The organism is Ruegeria sp. BE1 (genome assembly GCF_056538885.1).
Genome location: NZ_JBQFTY010000006.1, coordinates 110,657 through 124,107, shown reverse-complemented (window position 1 = coordinate 124,107; position 13,451 = coordinate 110,657). Strand labels below are relative to the sequence as shown.

Below are 13,451 nucleotides of genomic sequence, written 5' to 3'. Positions count from 1 at the left end.
GTCAGGCCGGTTGCGCGGTCATGGCCGCGAACATCGCTTTGACTTCGTCCATGTTAATGCCCAATCCACGCGCCAGTTTTTGGACAAAGACCGTCTCGTCCCGATCCAGATTGCCGTCCGCAGCGGCGATCATCAGGGTGGCTTGCAGGACCATCCGCTTTTGGTCGAACGTCAACCCGGTTCCAAAGGCTGCAAACTGCGCGTCGGTCGGTTTGGCCTCGGCCATTTCGAACATACGGCGAATGCGCGCCTCATCAAAGCTTTCGCCTGTGATCTGTTTGGCGATGCCCGCCATGGTGGCAATCTCGGACGGGTCCAAACGGCCATCTGCTTTGGCAGCGTGACACATGGCATCCATCGCCTGCAGGGCGGCCGGGTGAACGGTTCCGATTTCAGAGTGACGCTGAGCTTTGCGCTTGGATTGTCCGGCTTTCTTCAACCCGGCAAAGATCAAAAGCACGACAATTGCACCCAGCCCCCAAAAGCCCGAGATCATATCAGCACGCGACATGACCGGCTGATCGGGCAGATCGGCGGGAAGGTCGCCCAGTGTCTTGCCCAAGGTCACATCATCCGCGTCCAAAGGATAGTAGCTGTCGCTATCGCAGCTATTGGGGGCCATGACGTAGTCGATCGAACTGCGCCAAACACCTGCAAACATGATGTGGGTCTTCTTGGTGAGATGGCACAATGACAAAGCTTGCCCGGAATTGTCCGTGATCTCGGTCGGGGTAATCAGGCTCATTTCTTCCGAGGTGCCCCAGACACCGCCGCCGCGCGCGGCCTGTGCATCCTGACCAGTGAATAGGGTGACTAAAAGCGCTGCCGCGCACAGGAATACAAATCTCATAAAAGCCTCAATCGATTTCGTTCTCTAAATGCCGGTTCGAACCAGACACGTTCTCGAAATCAACCTTAACGTGAACAGAAATAAGCCTGTACAAGGGCAGAAAAAAGGCAGGCCTTGAGGCCCGCCTTTCAGGTGTTTCTTTGCAGCTTAATCAGCTGTGGATCGGTCCATCGCCACAGGCCAACGCGGCTTCGCGTACGGCTTCGGAATAGGTCGGGTGGGCGTGACAGGTCAGAGCCAGATCCTCGGCTGAGGCGCCGAATTCCATGGCGACACAGACCTCGTGAATCAAATCGCCCGCTGCCGGGCCGATGATATGCGCACCCAGAATGCGGTCGGTTTCCTTGTCGGCCAGAATCTTGACGAACCCATCAGCGGCAAAGTTCGCCTTGGCGCGGCCATTGCCCATGAACATGAACTTACCCACCTTGTAGGCGCGGCCAGCAGCCTTGAGCGTCTCTTCGGTTTCACCCACATTGGCAACCTCGGGCCAGGTATAGATCACGCCCGGGATGACACCGTAATTCACATGACCATGCTTGCCTGCGACCTGTTCGGCAGCGGCCATGCCTTCGTCTTCGGCTTTGTGAGCCAGCATCGGGCCCTCAGTCACGTCACCGATGGCATAGATGCCGGGCACGTTGGTCTGCCAGTCACTGCCGACCTTGATCTGACCGCGCTGCGTCATTTCAACGCCCAGAGCCTCAAGGCCCAGCCCGTCCGAGAAGGGCTTGCGCCCGGTGGCGACCAAAACGGTGTCGGCGTCGATCACATGTTCGCTGTCATCTTTGCGCAGCTTGTAGGTCACCTTGGCCTTGGTCTTGGTGGCTTCGGTCTTTTGCACCGCCGCACCCATGACAAAGTTCAGGCCCTGTTTCTTGAGAATACGCTGGAAGGTCTTCTGAACTTCGGGGTCCATGCCCGGCGTGATCACGTCGAGGAATTCGATCACCGTCACCTCAGCCCCCAGACGCTGATAGACCGAACCCAGTTCCAGCCCGATCACGCCTGCGCCGATGACGACCATCTTTTTCGGGATTTTGCCCAGCGACAGCGCACCGGTCGAGGTCACGACAACTTTCTCATCCACTTCAACACCGGGCAGCGACGCCGGTTCCGACCCCGAAGCGATGATGATGTTCTTGGCGCTATGGACTTCATCACCAACTTTGACCTGACCGGCGGCGGGGATTGATCCCCAGCCTTTCAGCCAGTCAATCTTGTTCTTCTTGAACAGGAACTCGATGCCCTTGGTGTTACCTTCGATGGTTTCCTCTTTGTAGGCCTGCATCTGCTTCCAGTCGACAGAAGGGCTTTTGCCCTTGAGGCCCATCTTGGCAAAGTTGTGCTCGGCCTCGTGCAGCTGATGGCTGGCGTGCAGCAGCGCCTTGGACGGGATACAACCCACGTTCAGGCAGGTGCCACCCAACGTTTCGCGCCCTTCGACAACGGCGGTTTTCAGGCCCAGCTGGGCGCAGCGGATGGCACAGACATAGCCGCCGGGACCGGCTCCGATTACGATGACGTCATAGCTGGACATAAAGGGCACTCCTTGGTGTGTCTTGGCCGCGCCTTAAGGGACGCGGCTATTCAGGCTCTACAGAGCTTGCAGGTAAAGATAAGCCGTTGCGAGGAAACCTGCCAGCCAGACAATGGTGCGCAGGAACGGAACGGGGATGGCAAAAGCGTAGATCGGCACAAAGGCGATCCGCGCGATCAGAAAGATTTGGGCGGCCAGCAGGGTGCCGCCGGTAAAGGCGTCTTTGGCTGACAGGATCAGAATGGCAGGCGCAAACAGGGCCAGCGCCACAACTGAATTGGCAAGGGCCCGTTCGACGCGCCCCGCGACGCCGGTCAGCGGGGGCATATCATCGCGTGCACCGCCCAGCGTCATAAGCCCGACCTGAGACATGGCAGTCAGAACGTTCACCAGGATGACAACAATGACCACAAGGCCATAAAGGGCAAGAATCGAAAGCTCGGAAGACATGATGGGTATCCTTTTCTATCTCGTTTCCAGTCTTGCGGTTATCATCTTGTCAGTGGTGCAACAGGGCGAGACGGGGGTGGTTCACGCCCAATTGCTGATTTGTGTACAAGGCCGCATCAGAACAACGCGACCAGAAGCATCAAGGTTGTGGCCAGAAACCCGGCAAACCAGATAACGCTGCGCCACGGTTTTAGCCCATAGTAATAGGCCGGGACATAGGCGACACGCGCCAGCAGGTAAATCCACGCACAGCCCGCAGTAAAACCGGTTGCCTGCCCGGATAGGGTCACGACCGTACATGCTATCGCGAACAGGATCAGCCCCTCAAAGTGGTTGTTCATGGCGCGATACAACCGCGCCGTCCCATCAGACAGCTGATCCTCAAGCGATCCGCCCAAACGGCTTCGGTCCCGTGCGGACATGGTTTTCCCCGGCCCCAGTTCGATATTGGCCGGGATGGCCATCAGGGCGAACTGAAAGACCTGCAGCAAAGCCGCAAGGGTCAGGGCCGTGAGTTCCGGTGTCATACGGGTGCATCCTTTTCGGCCAGAACCGCAACGTCTTCCCACCTTTTTAAAAACAGTTGACCCGGGATAATTAACAAGGTGATCATAAAAAATGCACCTAGAAAGTTGGGTTCTACGCCTTTTCGAGCTTCACTGTAGTAAGACAGACCGTCCATGCGGGTTACCAAGTAAGCCCCTAGGAATGCAGAAAGAAAAAAAACGGGCGCGCCCAAAAGAAAAAATCGTTTGTATCGACCTTTTCCAGTGAAAAAAAGAAGTGCGCTGCACTGTTTGCATTCATGCGCAGCGAATTTGTTCCATCCCTTGCCCGGATTAGTTCGTTCCATGCGAGAGAAAGGTTGGATAGTTGCGCATTCAGGACAGCGAATGCCTGCAAGTCGCGACATGAAGCCTGGGTGTGCCCCGGGCTTTAGATGGCTGATTGCGTTTACTTTGCTGTCCCGCATCTTGTATTGCACTTTCGTTCTTCCAAAAGGTTCTGATTGAAAAAGGCATATCTCTGCTTCTAGATACACCTGATTTTCTCAACCCATCCCGTTCAGTTTGGTTGGCACAGATTCCAAGGTGGTTACACCGGCGACAGCACCTTGATCTGGATATGCGTCACGCCGCCACGTTCGTGGTGCATGGCCAGTTCCTCGGATTCCAGAAAGCTGAGCGCGCGGTCCAGATCGCGGATCTCGAACAGAGCGACGGCATGGTCTTTCTGCTCGGGGTCGCTCCAGATGTGGAGGTCGCGGATACCCGCGGCCTCGCGCACCTTGCGGTCTTCCCGGAACACGGTCAGCCAAGCGCTGAAATCGGCCACATCGGCCTGCCATAATACATGCGTTGCCATGATTACAGATCCATCAGCAGGCGGCGCGGATCTTCCAGCGCCTCTTTCACGCGGACAAGGAAGGTCACAGCCCCTTTGCCATCCACGATCCTGTGGTCATAGGACAGCGCCAGATACATCATCGGGCGGATCACCACCTGACCGTTAATCGCCATCGGACGATCCTGGATCTTGTGCATGCCCAGAATACCCGATTGCGGGGGGTTCAGGATCGGCGAGGACATCAGCGAGCCGTAGACACCGCCGTTCGAGATGGTGAAGGTGCCGCCCTGCATTTCAGCCATGGACAACTTGCCGTCACGGGCGCGCTTGCCTTTTTCGGCGATGGCTTTTTCGATCTCGGCAAAGGACATGCTGTCCGCGTCACGGATCACCGGAACCACCAGACCGGTCGGCGTACCGGCGGCGACGCCCATATGGACGAAGTTCTTGTAGACGATATCGGTGCCGTCAATCTCGGCATTCACCTCGGGCACTTCTTTCAGCGCGTGGCAGCAGGCTTTGGTGAAGAAGGACATAAAGCCCAGACGGACACCGTGTTTCTTCTCGAACTGGTCCTTGTACTGGCTGCGCAGGGCCATCACCTCGGTCATGTCCACCTCGTTGTAGGTGGTCAGCATGGCGGCGGTGTTCTGGCTGTCTTTCAGGCGTTTGGCGATGGTCTGGCGCAGGCGGGTCATCTTGACGCGTTCTTCGCGCGCGGCATCGTCAGCGGCCACAGGCGCACGTGGCGCAGGGGCCGGTGCCGGAGCGGCAGCCGGTGCGGGCGCTGCTGCCGTGGCGACCGCGCGGGCGACGTCTTCTTTCATGATGCGACCGTCACGGCCTGTGCCGGTGACCTGACCTGCGGACAGACCGGCCTCGGCCATCGCTTTCTCGGCGGATGGCGCATTGGCAACGTCCTTGCCCGTGGCCGCAGCCGCTGGGGCTGCAGCAGCTGCCGGAGCTGCTGCCGGGGCTGCAACAGCGCCCGAGCCTGAGATGACGGCCAGCTTGGCCGTGGCATCCACGGTGGTACCTTCGGGTGCAGTGATTTCGGCCAGAACGCCGGCGGCAGGGGCCGGAACCTCGACCGAGACCTTGTCGGTTTCCAGCTCACACAGCATTTCGTCCTGCGCGACCGCATCACCCACCTGTTTGAACCAGGTGGAGACGGTCGCCTCGGTCACGGATTCACCCAGCGTGGGAACCATCACATCGACGCTGCCGCCTTCGGCCGCTGCCGGCGCCGCTGCCGGAGCTGCTGCCGCTGGGGCAGGGGCTGCGCCTTCGCCTGCGGTGATGGTGGCCAGCAGGGCATCGACACCTACGGTTTCGCCTTCGGCAGCGACGATCTCGCCCATCACACCGGCAGAGGGGGAGGGCACTTCGACGGTTACCTTGTCGGTTTCAAGCTCACAGAGCATCTCATCCACGGCCACGGCATCGCCGGGTTTCTTGAACCACGTCGCAACCGTGGCTTCGGTGACGGATTCGCCAAGCGTGGGAACACGAACTTCAATGGTCATCGTTTACTTTCCTTCGATGCTCAGCGCTTCGTTCACGAGCGCCTCTTGTTGGGCTTTGTGTTGGCTGGCCAGACCCGTCGCGGGCGAGGCAGAGGTGGCGCGCCCGACATAGCGAGGCCGCGTGTGTTTGGCCTTGATGCGGGTCAGGACCCATTCGATGTTGGGTTCGATAAAGGTCCAGGCCCCCTGGTTCTTGGGTTCTTCCTGACACCAGATGATCTCGGCGCCTTTGAATCGCTCAAGTTCGTTGATCAGCGAATGCGCCGGGAACGGATAGTATTGCTCGATCCGCATCAGGTAGACGTCGTCGATACCACGCGCGTCGCGCTCTTCCAGCAGGTCGTAGTAAACCTTGCCCGAGCACATCACGACCCGTTTGATCTTGTCGTCCTTGACCAGCTTGGTCTCAGAATTTCCGTGTTGGGCATCGTCCCACAACACGCGGTGGAAGCTGGAGCCGGTGGTGAAATCCTCAGCCGTGCTGACGGCCAGCTTGTGGCGCAGCAGCGATTTCGGCGTCACCAGGATCAGCGGCTTGCGGAAGGTGCGGTGCAGCTGACGGCGCAGGATGTGGAAATAGTTCGCAGGCGTCGTACAGTTCGCCACGATCCAGTTGTCCTGACCGCACATTTGCAGGAACCGCTCCAGACGCGCGGATGAGTGTTCGGGGCCTTGCCCTTCGAACCCGTGCGGCAGCAGCGTGACCAGACCAGACATGCGCAGCCACTTGCTTTCGCCCGAGCTGATGAACTGGTCGAACATGATCTGTGCGCCGTTGGCAAAGTCGCCAAACTGCGCTTCCCACAGGGTCAGCGCGTTGGGTTCGGCCAGCGAATAGCCATATTCGAACCCTAGCACCGCGTATTCCGACAGCATCGAGTCGATCACTTCGTATTTCGATTGTCCATCGCGGATGTTGTTCAGGGGGTAATAGCGTTCCTCAGTCTCCTGATGGATAAACCCCGAATGACGCTGGCTGAACGTCCCGCGCGTGGCGTCCTGACCGGACAGTCGCACCGGATAGCCTTCGGTCAGCAATGAGCCGAACGCCAAAGCCTCGCCCGTTGCCCAGTCAAAGCCCTTGCCGGTTTCGAACATCTGTTTCTTGTGATCCAAAAGACGCGCAACCGTCTTGTGTACCGCGATGTCGTCCGGGGCATGGGTCAGAGCGTCGCCGATCTGGGCCATAGTCTCGGGCGCGATGGCGGTGTCGCCGCGGACGTATTCCTCTTTGTTTTTGTCCAGATGCGACCAGCGCCCGTCCAGCCAGTCGGCTTTGTTGGGTTTATAGTCTTTGCCGGCCTCAAACTCATCATTCAGATGGGCCTGGAAAGCGGCCTTCATATCCTCGATTTCGCCTTCGGGGATCAGACCGTCCTGAACCAGACGCTCGGTGTACAGAGACAGCGTGGTCTTATGCGTCTTGATCTTCTTGTACATGATCGGGTTGGTGAACATGGGCTCATCGCCCTCGTTGTGACCAAACCGACGATAGCAGAAGATGTCGATGACCACGTCCTTGTGGAATTTCTGCCGGAACTCAGTCGCCACCTTGGCGGCGTGCACCACCGCCTCGGGGTCGTCGCCGTTCACGTGGAAGATCGGCGCCTCAACCATCAGCGCAATGTCGGTCGGGTAGGGGCTGGAGCGGCTAAAGTGTGGCGCGGTGGTGAAACCGATCTGGTTGTTCACCACGATATGCATGGTGCCGCCGGTTTTGTGGCCGCGCAGGCCGGACAGGCCGAACCCCTCGGCCACAACGCCCTGACCGGCAAAGGCCGCGTCGCCGTGCAGAAGGATGCCCATCACGGCGGTTCGGTTGGTGTCTTTCAATTGGTCCTGCTTGGCGCGGACCTTGCCCAGCACGACGGGATTCACCGCCTCAAGGTGGCTGGGGTTAGCGGTCAGCGACAGGTGGACGCTGTTGCCATCAAACTCACGGTCGCTGGAAGCGCCGAGGTGGTACTTCACATCGCCCGAGCCGTCCACGTCTTCGGGCTTGAAGCTGCCGCCCTGGAATTCGTTGAAGATCGCGCGATAGGGTTTGCGCATCACGTTGGCCAGAATGTTCAGACGGCCCCGGTGCGGCATGCCGATAACGATATCACGCACACCCAGAGCGCCGCCGCGCTTGATGATTTGTTCCATCGCGGGGATCAGGGCCTCACCCCCGTCCAGACCAAACCGCTTGGTGCCCATGTATTTCACGTGCAGGAATTTCTCGAAGCCTTCGGCCTCGACCATCTTGTTCAGGATGGCTTTGCGGCCTTCCTTGGTAAAGGCGATCTCTTTGCCGTATCCCTCGATCCGCTCTTTCAGCCAGGCGGCCTGTTCGGGGTCCGAGATATGCATGTATTGCAGCGCGAAGGTGCCGCAATAGGTGCGCTTCACGATCTCGACGATCTGGCGCATGCTGGCCATCTGCAGGCCCAGCACGTTGTCGATAAAGATCGGGCGATCCATGTCGGCTTCGGCAAAACCATAGGTTTTTGGGTCCAGTTCAGGATGGTTGCTGGCAGCGCGCATGCCCAGAGGGTCCAGATTGGCGGCCAGATGGCCCCGAATACGATAGGCCCGGATCAGCATAAGCGCCCGCAGACTGTCGAGAACCGCGCGTTTGATCTGGTCTTCGCTGACCGCGACACCCTTGTCGGCGGCCTTTTCCTTGATCTTCTTGCCCGCAGCCTTGGCGTCAATCTCGGCCCATTCCCCGGTGAGTGCACCCGTCAGGTCATCGGCCGGCATCGGAGGCCAGTCGGTCCGCGCCCAAGACGGCCCCTCGGCCTCTTTCTGAACATCCGGCGAGGCGTCGCCCATAGCCTTGAAGAACTCGGCCCAGGCGGCATCCACCGCACCGGGGTTCTTGGTGTATTGGGCATAAAGCTGCTCCAGATACTCGGCATTGTGCCCCTGCATGAAGCTTGAGGCGTGAAACGCGGAATTGGGTGTATGTTCAGTCATATGCGAACCTCGAATGGGCTGGCGGTTTCGGTGTTGGTCTTAGTCTTGCGGTAGATCGGGGTAGCCAATTTTGTTGAATACCCAGGCCATGTGTTGTCGGACGATATCTATTGTTTCCGTGTCGAAATAGTCTGACACAGGAATGCCTTTCCGGCGATCTTTCATTGATTTGTCATGGCCCAGCTTAAAACTGTCTTCGGGCAGGCCAAAACTGGCGAAGAGGTCTTTCAGATCATCAGCCAGATGCTCTTTGCGGATAAACCGATCAATGATCACGTGATTGTCGATGGACACAATGGGCCAGTCGATCGACCAGGTTCGGGTTCGAATAAACGCCCGGAATTGTTCCAGCTCAGTCTCCCAATCTTCGGATGGCAGGTTTTTCTGATGTTTCGCAAAGTGAAACTGCGAAACCGCCCGGTCGAAAGGATTTCGGACATTGGCGATCTTTGTATAGCTGTCGTACAGCTTGGGCCCAAGGTTTGCGCGGGCCTCGCTGGCAGGCATGTGATTGCGCCACGGATATTTGTAGCGACGCCAAAACTGCCAGGCCGGATAGGGATCACCCGGAATCATGCCTCTGGCCCCGACGATCCCGTATTTCGAGATCCGAACGACGCCATCGGGCAACTCACCCAGCCCGGGTTTCTCGCACAGCGGCTGCAGGGCTTTCTCGGTCGAGGTGCCCGCCGTTTTTGTTGTCTTCATGTAGACAAACTTGTGCTTGTGACACACCAGAACCATGTCAGAGGACCTTTCCGGTTTGCGCGAGTCTGGCTGTGATGTGCGGTCGTTGAGCGGTCATGAAGTCACTTCGTAAGGGTTGGGACCATATTTGTTTGTGCCGGGTTCGCTGGGGCGGGTCAGCCACCACAGCACCAGCAAGGGTGAGATCATCAGGATCAGTAGGGTCGGAATCACGATCAGCAGCGTGGCGCGCGTGAACAGGATGTCCAGACTTCCGCCGTGTTGAAAATGCGAGGCGAAACCGATGCCGAAAACGAGCACAGCCACTGCCCCAAGGATCAGCAGGATCGGCAACAAGGCATAAAGCCCGCTGCGCCCGGTATCATGCATCCGCCGCCACGCGACCGCCAGATGTGGGAGGAATACGATCAGGGTCACGATGGACTGCACCGGCCCCGAGGATGTAGCAGAGACGGATTTCACTTCGTCGCTCTGGCTGACCGAGACTTGAGTGAAGAACTGCCAGTCGATGATCCCGGCGATAAAGCTCCAGATCACGATGAACAGGAAAAAGAACCAGTATTCGGGCCGCGAGGCACGGCCTGAGAAGGTGAAGAATTTGGAGAAACAGGTGCGGATTGCGTTAGAGAAGGTCATGATGGCAACGCTCTGCTCGGCGCTCCAAACCGGTTTTCCCCTGAATCGGATGCGACGAGCATCATGCCAATGATGCTGGATGTGACCATCACACTCACTATTAGAGATGCCACATATGCTGGCAAAAGGGTCAAAAAAGCCAGGATGAGCCAGAGAATTGGCCCACCGACAAGCAAGCTGAACCCAAGGAACAACTGATATCCAAGCCAGCAGAGGATTATCGGCATGAAAGGAAAAATGGCCTGATAACCTTCTTCACCAGTGTCTTGGAGTCTTCGACTCATCGCTGAAATCAATGGTAGTGAGGCCATCATCACAATAAACAGTTGTCCAATTCCCCAGTTTAGGGAAACGCGCCAATCAAAATACAGCGCGACAAAAATGGGCACAACAGAAGCAACAGGTGCGAACCACCAAAACTCGGCGCGCGAAGCTCTGCCTGAAAAGACAACAGCTTTGCGAAAGCCGGTCGATATGGCTTGCTTTGGTCCCATTAGCACTCACTCGCCCGGCGGCAACGCCGGGCAGCGCCCGACCCTCCCCCCGGGAGGGCGCTTGCAGCGCCCACCCAGGGTCGGGCGCTGTCCTCAGCGCCTGTGGAGAGTCGGCCTGCCATCAGCCAATCGCTTCCAGCACAGCCTCACCCAGCGTCGCGGGGCTTTCGGCCACTACGATACCGGCCGAGCGCATGGCTTCGATCTTGTCCTCGGCACCGCCCTTGCCACCGGCGACAATCGCGCCCGCGTGGCCCATGCGGCGGCCCGGAGGGGCTGTGCGGCCTGCGATGAAACCGGCAACCGGCTTTTTGCGGCCCTTCTTGGCTTCATCCGCCAGGAACTGCGCGGCTTCTTCTTCGGCCGAGCCACCGATCTCACCGATCATGATGATCGAGTGGGTCTCGTCATCGGCCAGGAACCATTCCAGCACGTCGATATGCTCGGTGCCCTTGATCGGGTCGCCGCCGATGCCCACACAGGTGGACTGGCCCAGACCCACATCGGTGGTCTGCTTGACGGCCTCATAGGTCAGAGTGCCCGAACGCGACACAACACCGACCGAGCCGCGCTTGTGGATGTGGCCGGGCATGATGCCGATCTTGCAGGCGTCGGGCGTGATGACACCGGGGCAGTTTGGTCCGATCAGACGCGATTTGGAGCCTTCCAGCGCGCGCTTGACCTTCATCATGTCCAGAACCGGGATGCCTTCGGTGATGCAAACGATCACCTCCATCTCGGCATCAATCGCCTCAAGGATCGAATCCGCGGCGAAAGGCGGCGGAACATAGATCACCGATGCGTTGGCTTCGGTCACATGCTTGGCCTCGTGGACCGAGTTGAACACGGGCAGGCCCAGATGGGTCATCCCGCCTTTGCCGGGGGTCACGCCGCCGACCATCTTGGTGCCATAGGCGATGGCCTGTTCAGAGTGGAATGTGCCCTGCGAGCCGGTAAAGCCCTGACAGATCACTTTGGTATTTTCGTCGATGAGGACTGCCATTTTAGGAGTCTCCTGAAATTGCCGCGCCATAGGCGCGAGTGTTAAGCCTCCGAGGCGATAACCGCCCCTCCAAGTTTTTTTCCTTCGGCCTTGCCGCCATGGGAGTGGTGCAGTCGAATAACTTCAAAAAGATCTGAGTCATTTGATTCAACAAACACTGACTCTACTTTGGCTCGACGCATAGACTTTTCGATTTCGTCCATTGCATCCCTCCAGTGATCGTAGAAACCCAAGTCTCGGTAGAGGTTGCCGGATTGTCTGATAAGCGCTGCGGACACAGGGCCATCATTCAAATTGCAAACTTCACGCATTTGGGAAACGTAGATTGTGTCTGTTCGATTTGGGTCGGCCAGCCGGTTTTCTTTCACCACAAAGACAATAATGACCAGTGCAGCGAAGGCTAACAGGGCGATGGCTTCTCCCACTCCCATTTTGACTTAACCCTTAACCGCCTTCACGATCTTCTCGGCACCGTCTTTCAAGTTGTCCGCCGCGATCACGTCCAGGCCAGAGGTGTTGATGATCTCTTTGCCTTTTTCGACATTCGTGCCTTCCAGACGCACGACCAGCGGAACCTGCAGGCCGACCTCTTTCACCGCAGCCACAACGCCCTCGGCTATGACGTCACAGCGCATGATGCCGCCGAAGATGTTGACCAGTATGCCTTTGACCTGCGGGTCCGAGGTGATGATCTTAAACGCCTCGGTCACTTTCTCTTTGGTCGCACCGCCACCTACGTCGAGGAAGTTGGCAGGCTCGGCCCCATAGAGTTTGATGATGTCCATGGTGGCCATCGCCAGACCGGCACCATTGACCATGCACCCGATCTCACCATCCAGCGCGATGTAGTTCAGGTCGTATTTGGAGGCTTCGAGTTCCTTAGGGTCTTCCTCGGTCTCGTCGCGCAGCTCGGCGATGTCGGGGTGGCGGTAGACCGCGTTGCCGTCAAAGCCGACCTTGGCGTCCAGCACTTTCAGGTCGCCCTTGTCCGAGATGATCAACGGGTTGATCTCCAGCATCTCCATATCCTTCTCGACGAAGGCGGCATAGAGCTGGCTCATCAGTTTGACACATTGCTTGACCTGTGCCCCTTCGAGGCCCAGCGAGAACGCGATGCGGCGACCGTGATAGGGCTGATAGCCCGTGACCGGATCAACCGAGAAGGACAGGATTTTCTCAGGTGTGGCTGCGGCCACTTCTTCGATGTCCATGCCGCCCTCGGTCGAGCAGACAAAGGAAATCCGGCTGGTCTGGCGGTCCACCAGCAGGGCCAGATACAGTTCGCGTTCGATGCCCGATCCGGCCTCGATATAGATGCGGTTGACCTGCTTGCCTGCGGGGCCGGTCTGATGGGTGACCAGGGTGCGGCCCAGCATCTTTTTGGCTTCTTCCGCCGCTTCTTCGACCGATTTGGTCAGACGGACACCGCCTTTTTCACCGGCGTCGGTTTCCTTGAAAGAGCCCTTGCCGCGCCCACCTGCGTGGATTTGCGCTTTGACAACCCAAAGGGGGCCATCCAGTTCACCGGCTGCGGTTTTGGCTTCCTCGGCGCGCAGAACCGCGCGACCTTCGGAGACCGGAGCGCCATAGCTGCGAAGAAGAGCCTTGGCTTGGTATTCGTGAATGTTCATCGAAATTGTCCCGTCTGACTACGATTAAACCGTTATAGGGGGTTCTAGGGGACAAGTTTAAAGGCTTTTTTGACGGCAAAGCGCTTTTTCACGAAGATTTTCTGTATTTGTGATCACAGGTTTTCAGCGTGTGATCACAAAATCATGACACACCTAAGCGATGATTCGAAATGTAAGGAATGTGGTTTGGAAAAAGGGGTTTCCGACGTTTGCGCCAACATTCACGACGCGAAATGGGTGCGGGTCTGTGTAAAAGAAAACCGGCCCTGGAAAAGGCCGGTTCCCGTCGTCTCAGTAATACGAAA

The 13,451-nt window shown here is 58.0% G+C and carries 14 protein-coding genes; all 14 read right to left on the bottom strand.

The annotated features are described in order from the left end of the window. Position 1 precedes the first annotated feature (1 nt). A complete protein-coding gene (locus tag ACR0J5_RS17015) occupies positions 2 to 850 on the bottom strand; it encodes a tellurite resistance TerB family protein (RefSeq protein ID WP_480655472.1) in 849 nt (282 codons plus the stop codon). A gap of 151 nt (positions 851 to 1,001) precedes the next feature. Then, on the bottom strand, positions 1,002 to 2,390 hold the full coding sequence (gene lpdA / locus ACR0J5_RS17010; RefSeq protein WP_480655470.1) for a dihydrolipoyl dehydrogenase: 1,389 nt from the start codon (positions 2,388 to 2,390) through the stop codon (positions 1,002 to 1,004). A gap of 57 nt (positions 2,391 to 2,447) precedes the next feature. Then, entirely contained in the window at positions 2,448 to 2,840 is a 393-nt protein-coding gene (locus tag ACR0J5_RS17005) for an MAPEG family protein (RefSeq protein ID WP_480655468.1), read from the bottom strand. Positions 2,841 to 2,956: 116 nt separating this feature from the next. After that, on the bottom strand, positions 2,957 to 3,367 hold the full coding sequence (locus ACR0J5_RS17000; RefSeq protein WP_480655466.1) for an MAPEG family protein: 411 nt from the start codon (positions 3,365 to 3,367) through the stop codon (positions 2,957 to 2,959). Beyond that, the gene (locus ACR0J5_RS16995) at positions 3,364 to 3,813 is read right to left on the bottom strand and encodes a hypothetical protein (RefSeq protein ID WP_480655464.1); all 450 of its coding nucleotides are present in this window, start codon (positions 3,811 to 3,813) and stop codon (positions 3,364 to 3,366) included. The genes ACR0J5_RS17000 and ACR0J5_RS16995 overlap by 4 nt, the downstream gene beginning before the upstream one ends. Positions 3,814 to 3,935: 122 nt before the next feature. After that, entirely contained in the window at positions 3,936 to 4,205 is a 270-nt protein-coding gene (locus ACR0J5_RS16990) for a hypothetical protein (protein ID WP_480655462.1), read from the bottom strand. 2 nt (positions 4,206 to 4,207) lie between these two features. Then, positions 4,208 to 5,713: a 2-oxoglutarate dehydrogenase complex dihydrolipoyllysine-residue succinyltransferase gene (odhB, locus tag ACR0J5_RS16985; RefSeq protein WP_480655460.1), complete on the bottom strand. Its 1,506-nt coding sequence runs from the start codon at positions 5,711 to 5,713 to the stop codon at positions 4,208 to 4,210. 3 nt (positions 5,714 to 5,716) lie between these two features. Beyond that, on the bottom strand, positions 5,717 to 8,674 hold the full coding sequence (locus ACR0J5_RS16980) for a 2-oxoglutarate dehydrogenase E1 component (protein ID WP_480655458.1): 2,958 nt from the start codon (positions 8,672 to 8,674) through the stop codon (positions 5,717 to 5,719). A 39-nt stretch (positions 8,675 to 8,713) separates the two neighbouring features. Beyond that, positions 8,714 to 9,418 carry a sulfotransferase family 2 domain-containing protein gene (locus tag ACR0J5_RS16975; RefSeq protein WP_480655456.1) on the bottom strand — a complete coding sequence of 235 codons (705 nt, stop codon included), beginning with the start codon at positions 9,416 to 9,418 and terminating at the stop codon, positions 8,714 to 8,716. Positions 9,419 to 9,475: 57 nt separating this feature from the next. Further along, positions 9,476 to 10,018 (bottom strand): DUF805 domain-containing protein, encoded by a 543-nt coding sequence (locus ACR0J5_RS16970; RefSeq protein WP_480655454.1) that lies wholly within the window; start codon positions 10,016 to 10,018, stop codon positions 9,476 to 9,478. Next, complete coding sequence (locus tag ACR0J5_RS16965) at positions 10,015 to 10,512, bottom strand: DUF805 domain-containing protein (RefSeq protein ID WP_480655452.1); 498 nt, start codon at positions 10,510 to 10,512, stop codon at positions 10,015 to 10,017. The genes ACR0J5_RS16970 and ACR0J5_RS16965 overlap by 4 nt, the downstream gene beginning before the upstream one ends. A gap of 121 nt (positions 10,513 to 10,633) precedes the next feature. Continuing rightward, positions 10,634 to 11,515, bottom strand: coding sequence for a succinate--CoA ligase subunit alpha (gene sucD / locus ACR0J5_RS16960; RefSeq protein WP_480655450.1), 882 nt, complete (start codon positions 11,513 to 11,515; stop codon positions 10,634 to 10,636). Positions 11,516 to 11,556: 41 nt separating this feature from the next. Further along, positions 11,557 to 11,946, bottom strand: coding sequence for a hypothetical protein (locus ACR0J5_RS16955; protein ID WP_480655448.1), 390 nt, complete (start codon positions 11,944 to 11,946; stop codon positions 11,557 to 11,559). 6 nt (positions 11,947 to 11,952) lie between these two features. Then, entirely contained in the window at positions 11,953 to 13,146 is a 1,194-nt protein-coding gene (sucC, locus tag ACR0J5_RS16950) for an ADP-forming succinate--CoA ligase subunit beta (protein ID WP_480655446.1), read from the bottom strand. Positions 13,147 to 13,451: the final 305 nt, after the last annotated feature.

Coding starts and splice junctions, on each gene's coding strand:
- ACR0J5_RS16970 (WP_480655454.1), bottom strand. CDS start 10,018: ATGACCTTCTCTAACGCAATCCGCACCTGTTTCTCCAAATTCTTCACC.
- ACR0J5_RS17000 (WP_480655466.1), bottom strand. CDS start 3,367: ATGACACCGGAACTCACGGCCCTGACCCTTGCGGCTTTGCTGCAGGTC.
- ACR0J5_RS17015 (WP_480655472.1), bottom strand. CDS start 850: ATGAGATTTGTATTCCTGTGCGCGGCAGCGCTTTTAGTCACCCTATTC.
- ACR0J5_RS16990 (WP_480655462.1), bottom strand. CDS start 4,205: ATGGCAACGCATGTATTATGGCAGGCCGATGTGGCCGATTTCAGCGCT.
- ACR0J5_RS17005 (WP_480655468.1), bottom strand. CDS start 2,840: ATGTCTTCCGAGCTTTCGATTCTTGCCCTTTATGGCCTTGTGGTCATT.
- ACR0J5_RS16975 (WP_480655456.1), bottom strand. CDS start 9,418: ATGGTTCTGGTGTGTCACAAGCACAAGTTTGTCTACATGAAGACAACA.
- lpdA (WP_480655470.1), bottom strand. CDS start 2,390: ATGTCCAGCTATGACGTCATCGTAATCGGAGCCGGTCCCGGCGGCTAT.
- ACR0J5_RS16965 (WP_480655452.1), bottom strand. CDS start 10,512: ATGGGACCAAAGCAAGCCATATCGACCGGCTTTCGCAAAGCTGTTGTC.
- sucD (WP_480655450.1), bottom strand. CDS start 11,515: ATGGCAGTCCTCATCGACGAAAATACCAAAGTGATCTGTCAGGGCTTT.
- ACR0J5_RS16995 (WP_480655464.1), bottom strand. CDS start 3,813: ATGCGGGACAGCAAAGTAAACGCAATCAGCCATCTAAAGCCCGGGGCA.
- ACR0J5_RS16980 (WP_480655458.1), bottom strand. CDS start 8,674: ATGACTGAACATACACCCAATTCCGCGTTTCACGCCTCAAGCTTCATG.
- odhB (WP_480655460.1), bottom strand. CDS start 5,713: ATGACCATTGAAGTTCGTGTTCCCACGCTTGGCGAATCCGTCACCGAA.
- sucC (WP_480655446.1), bottom strand. CDS start 13,146: ATGAACATTCACGAATACCAAGCCAAGGCTCTTCTTCGCAGCTATGGC.
- ACR0J5_RS16955 (WP_480655448.1), bottom strand. CDS start 11,946: ATGGGAGTGGGAGAAGCCATCGCCCTGTTAGCCTTCGCTGCACTGGTC.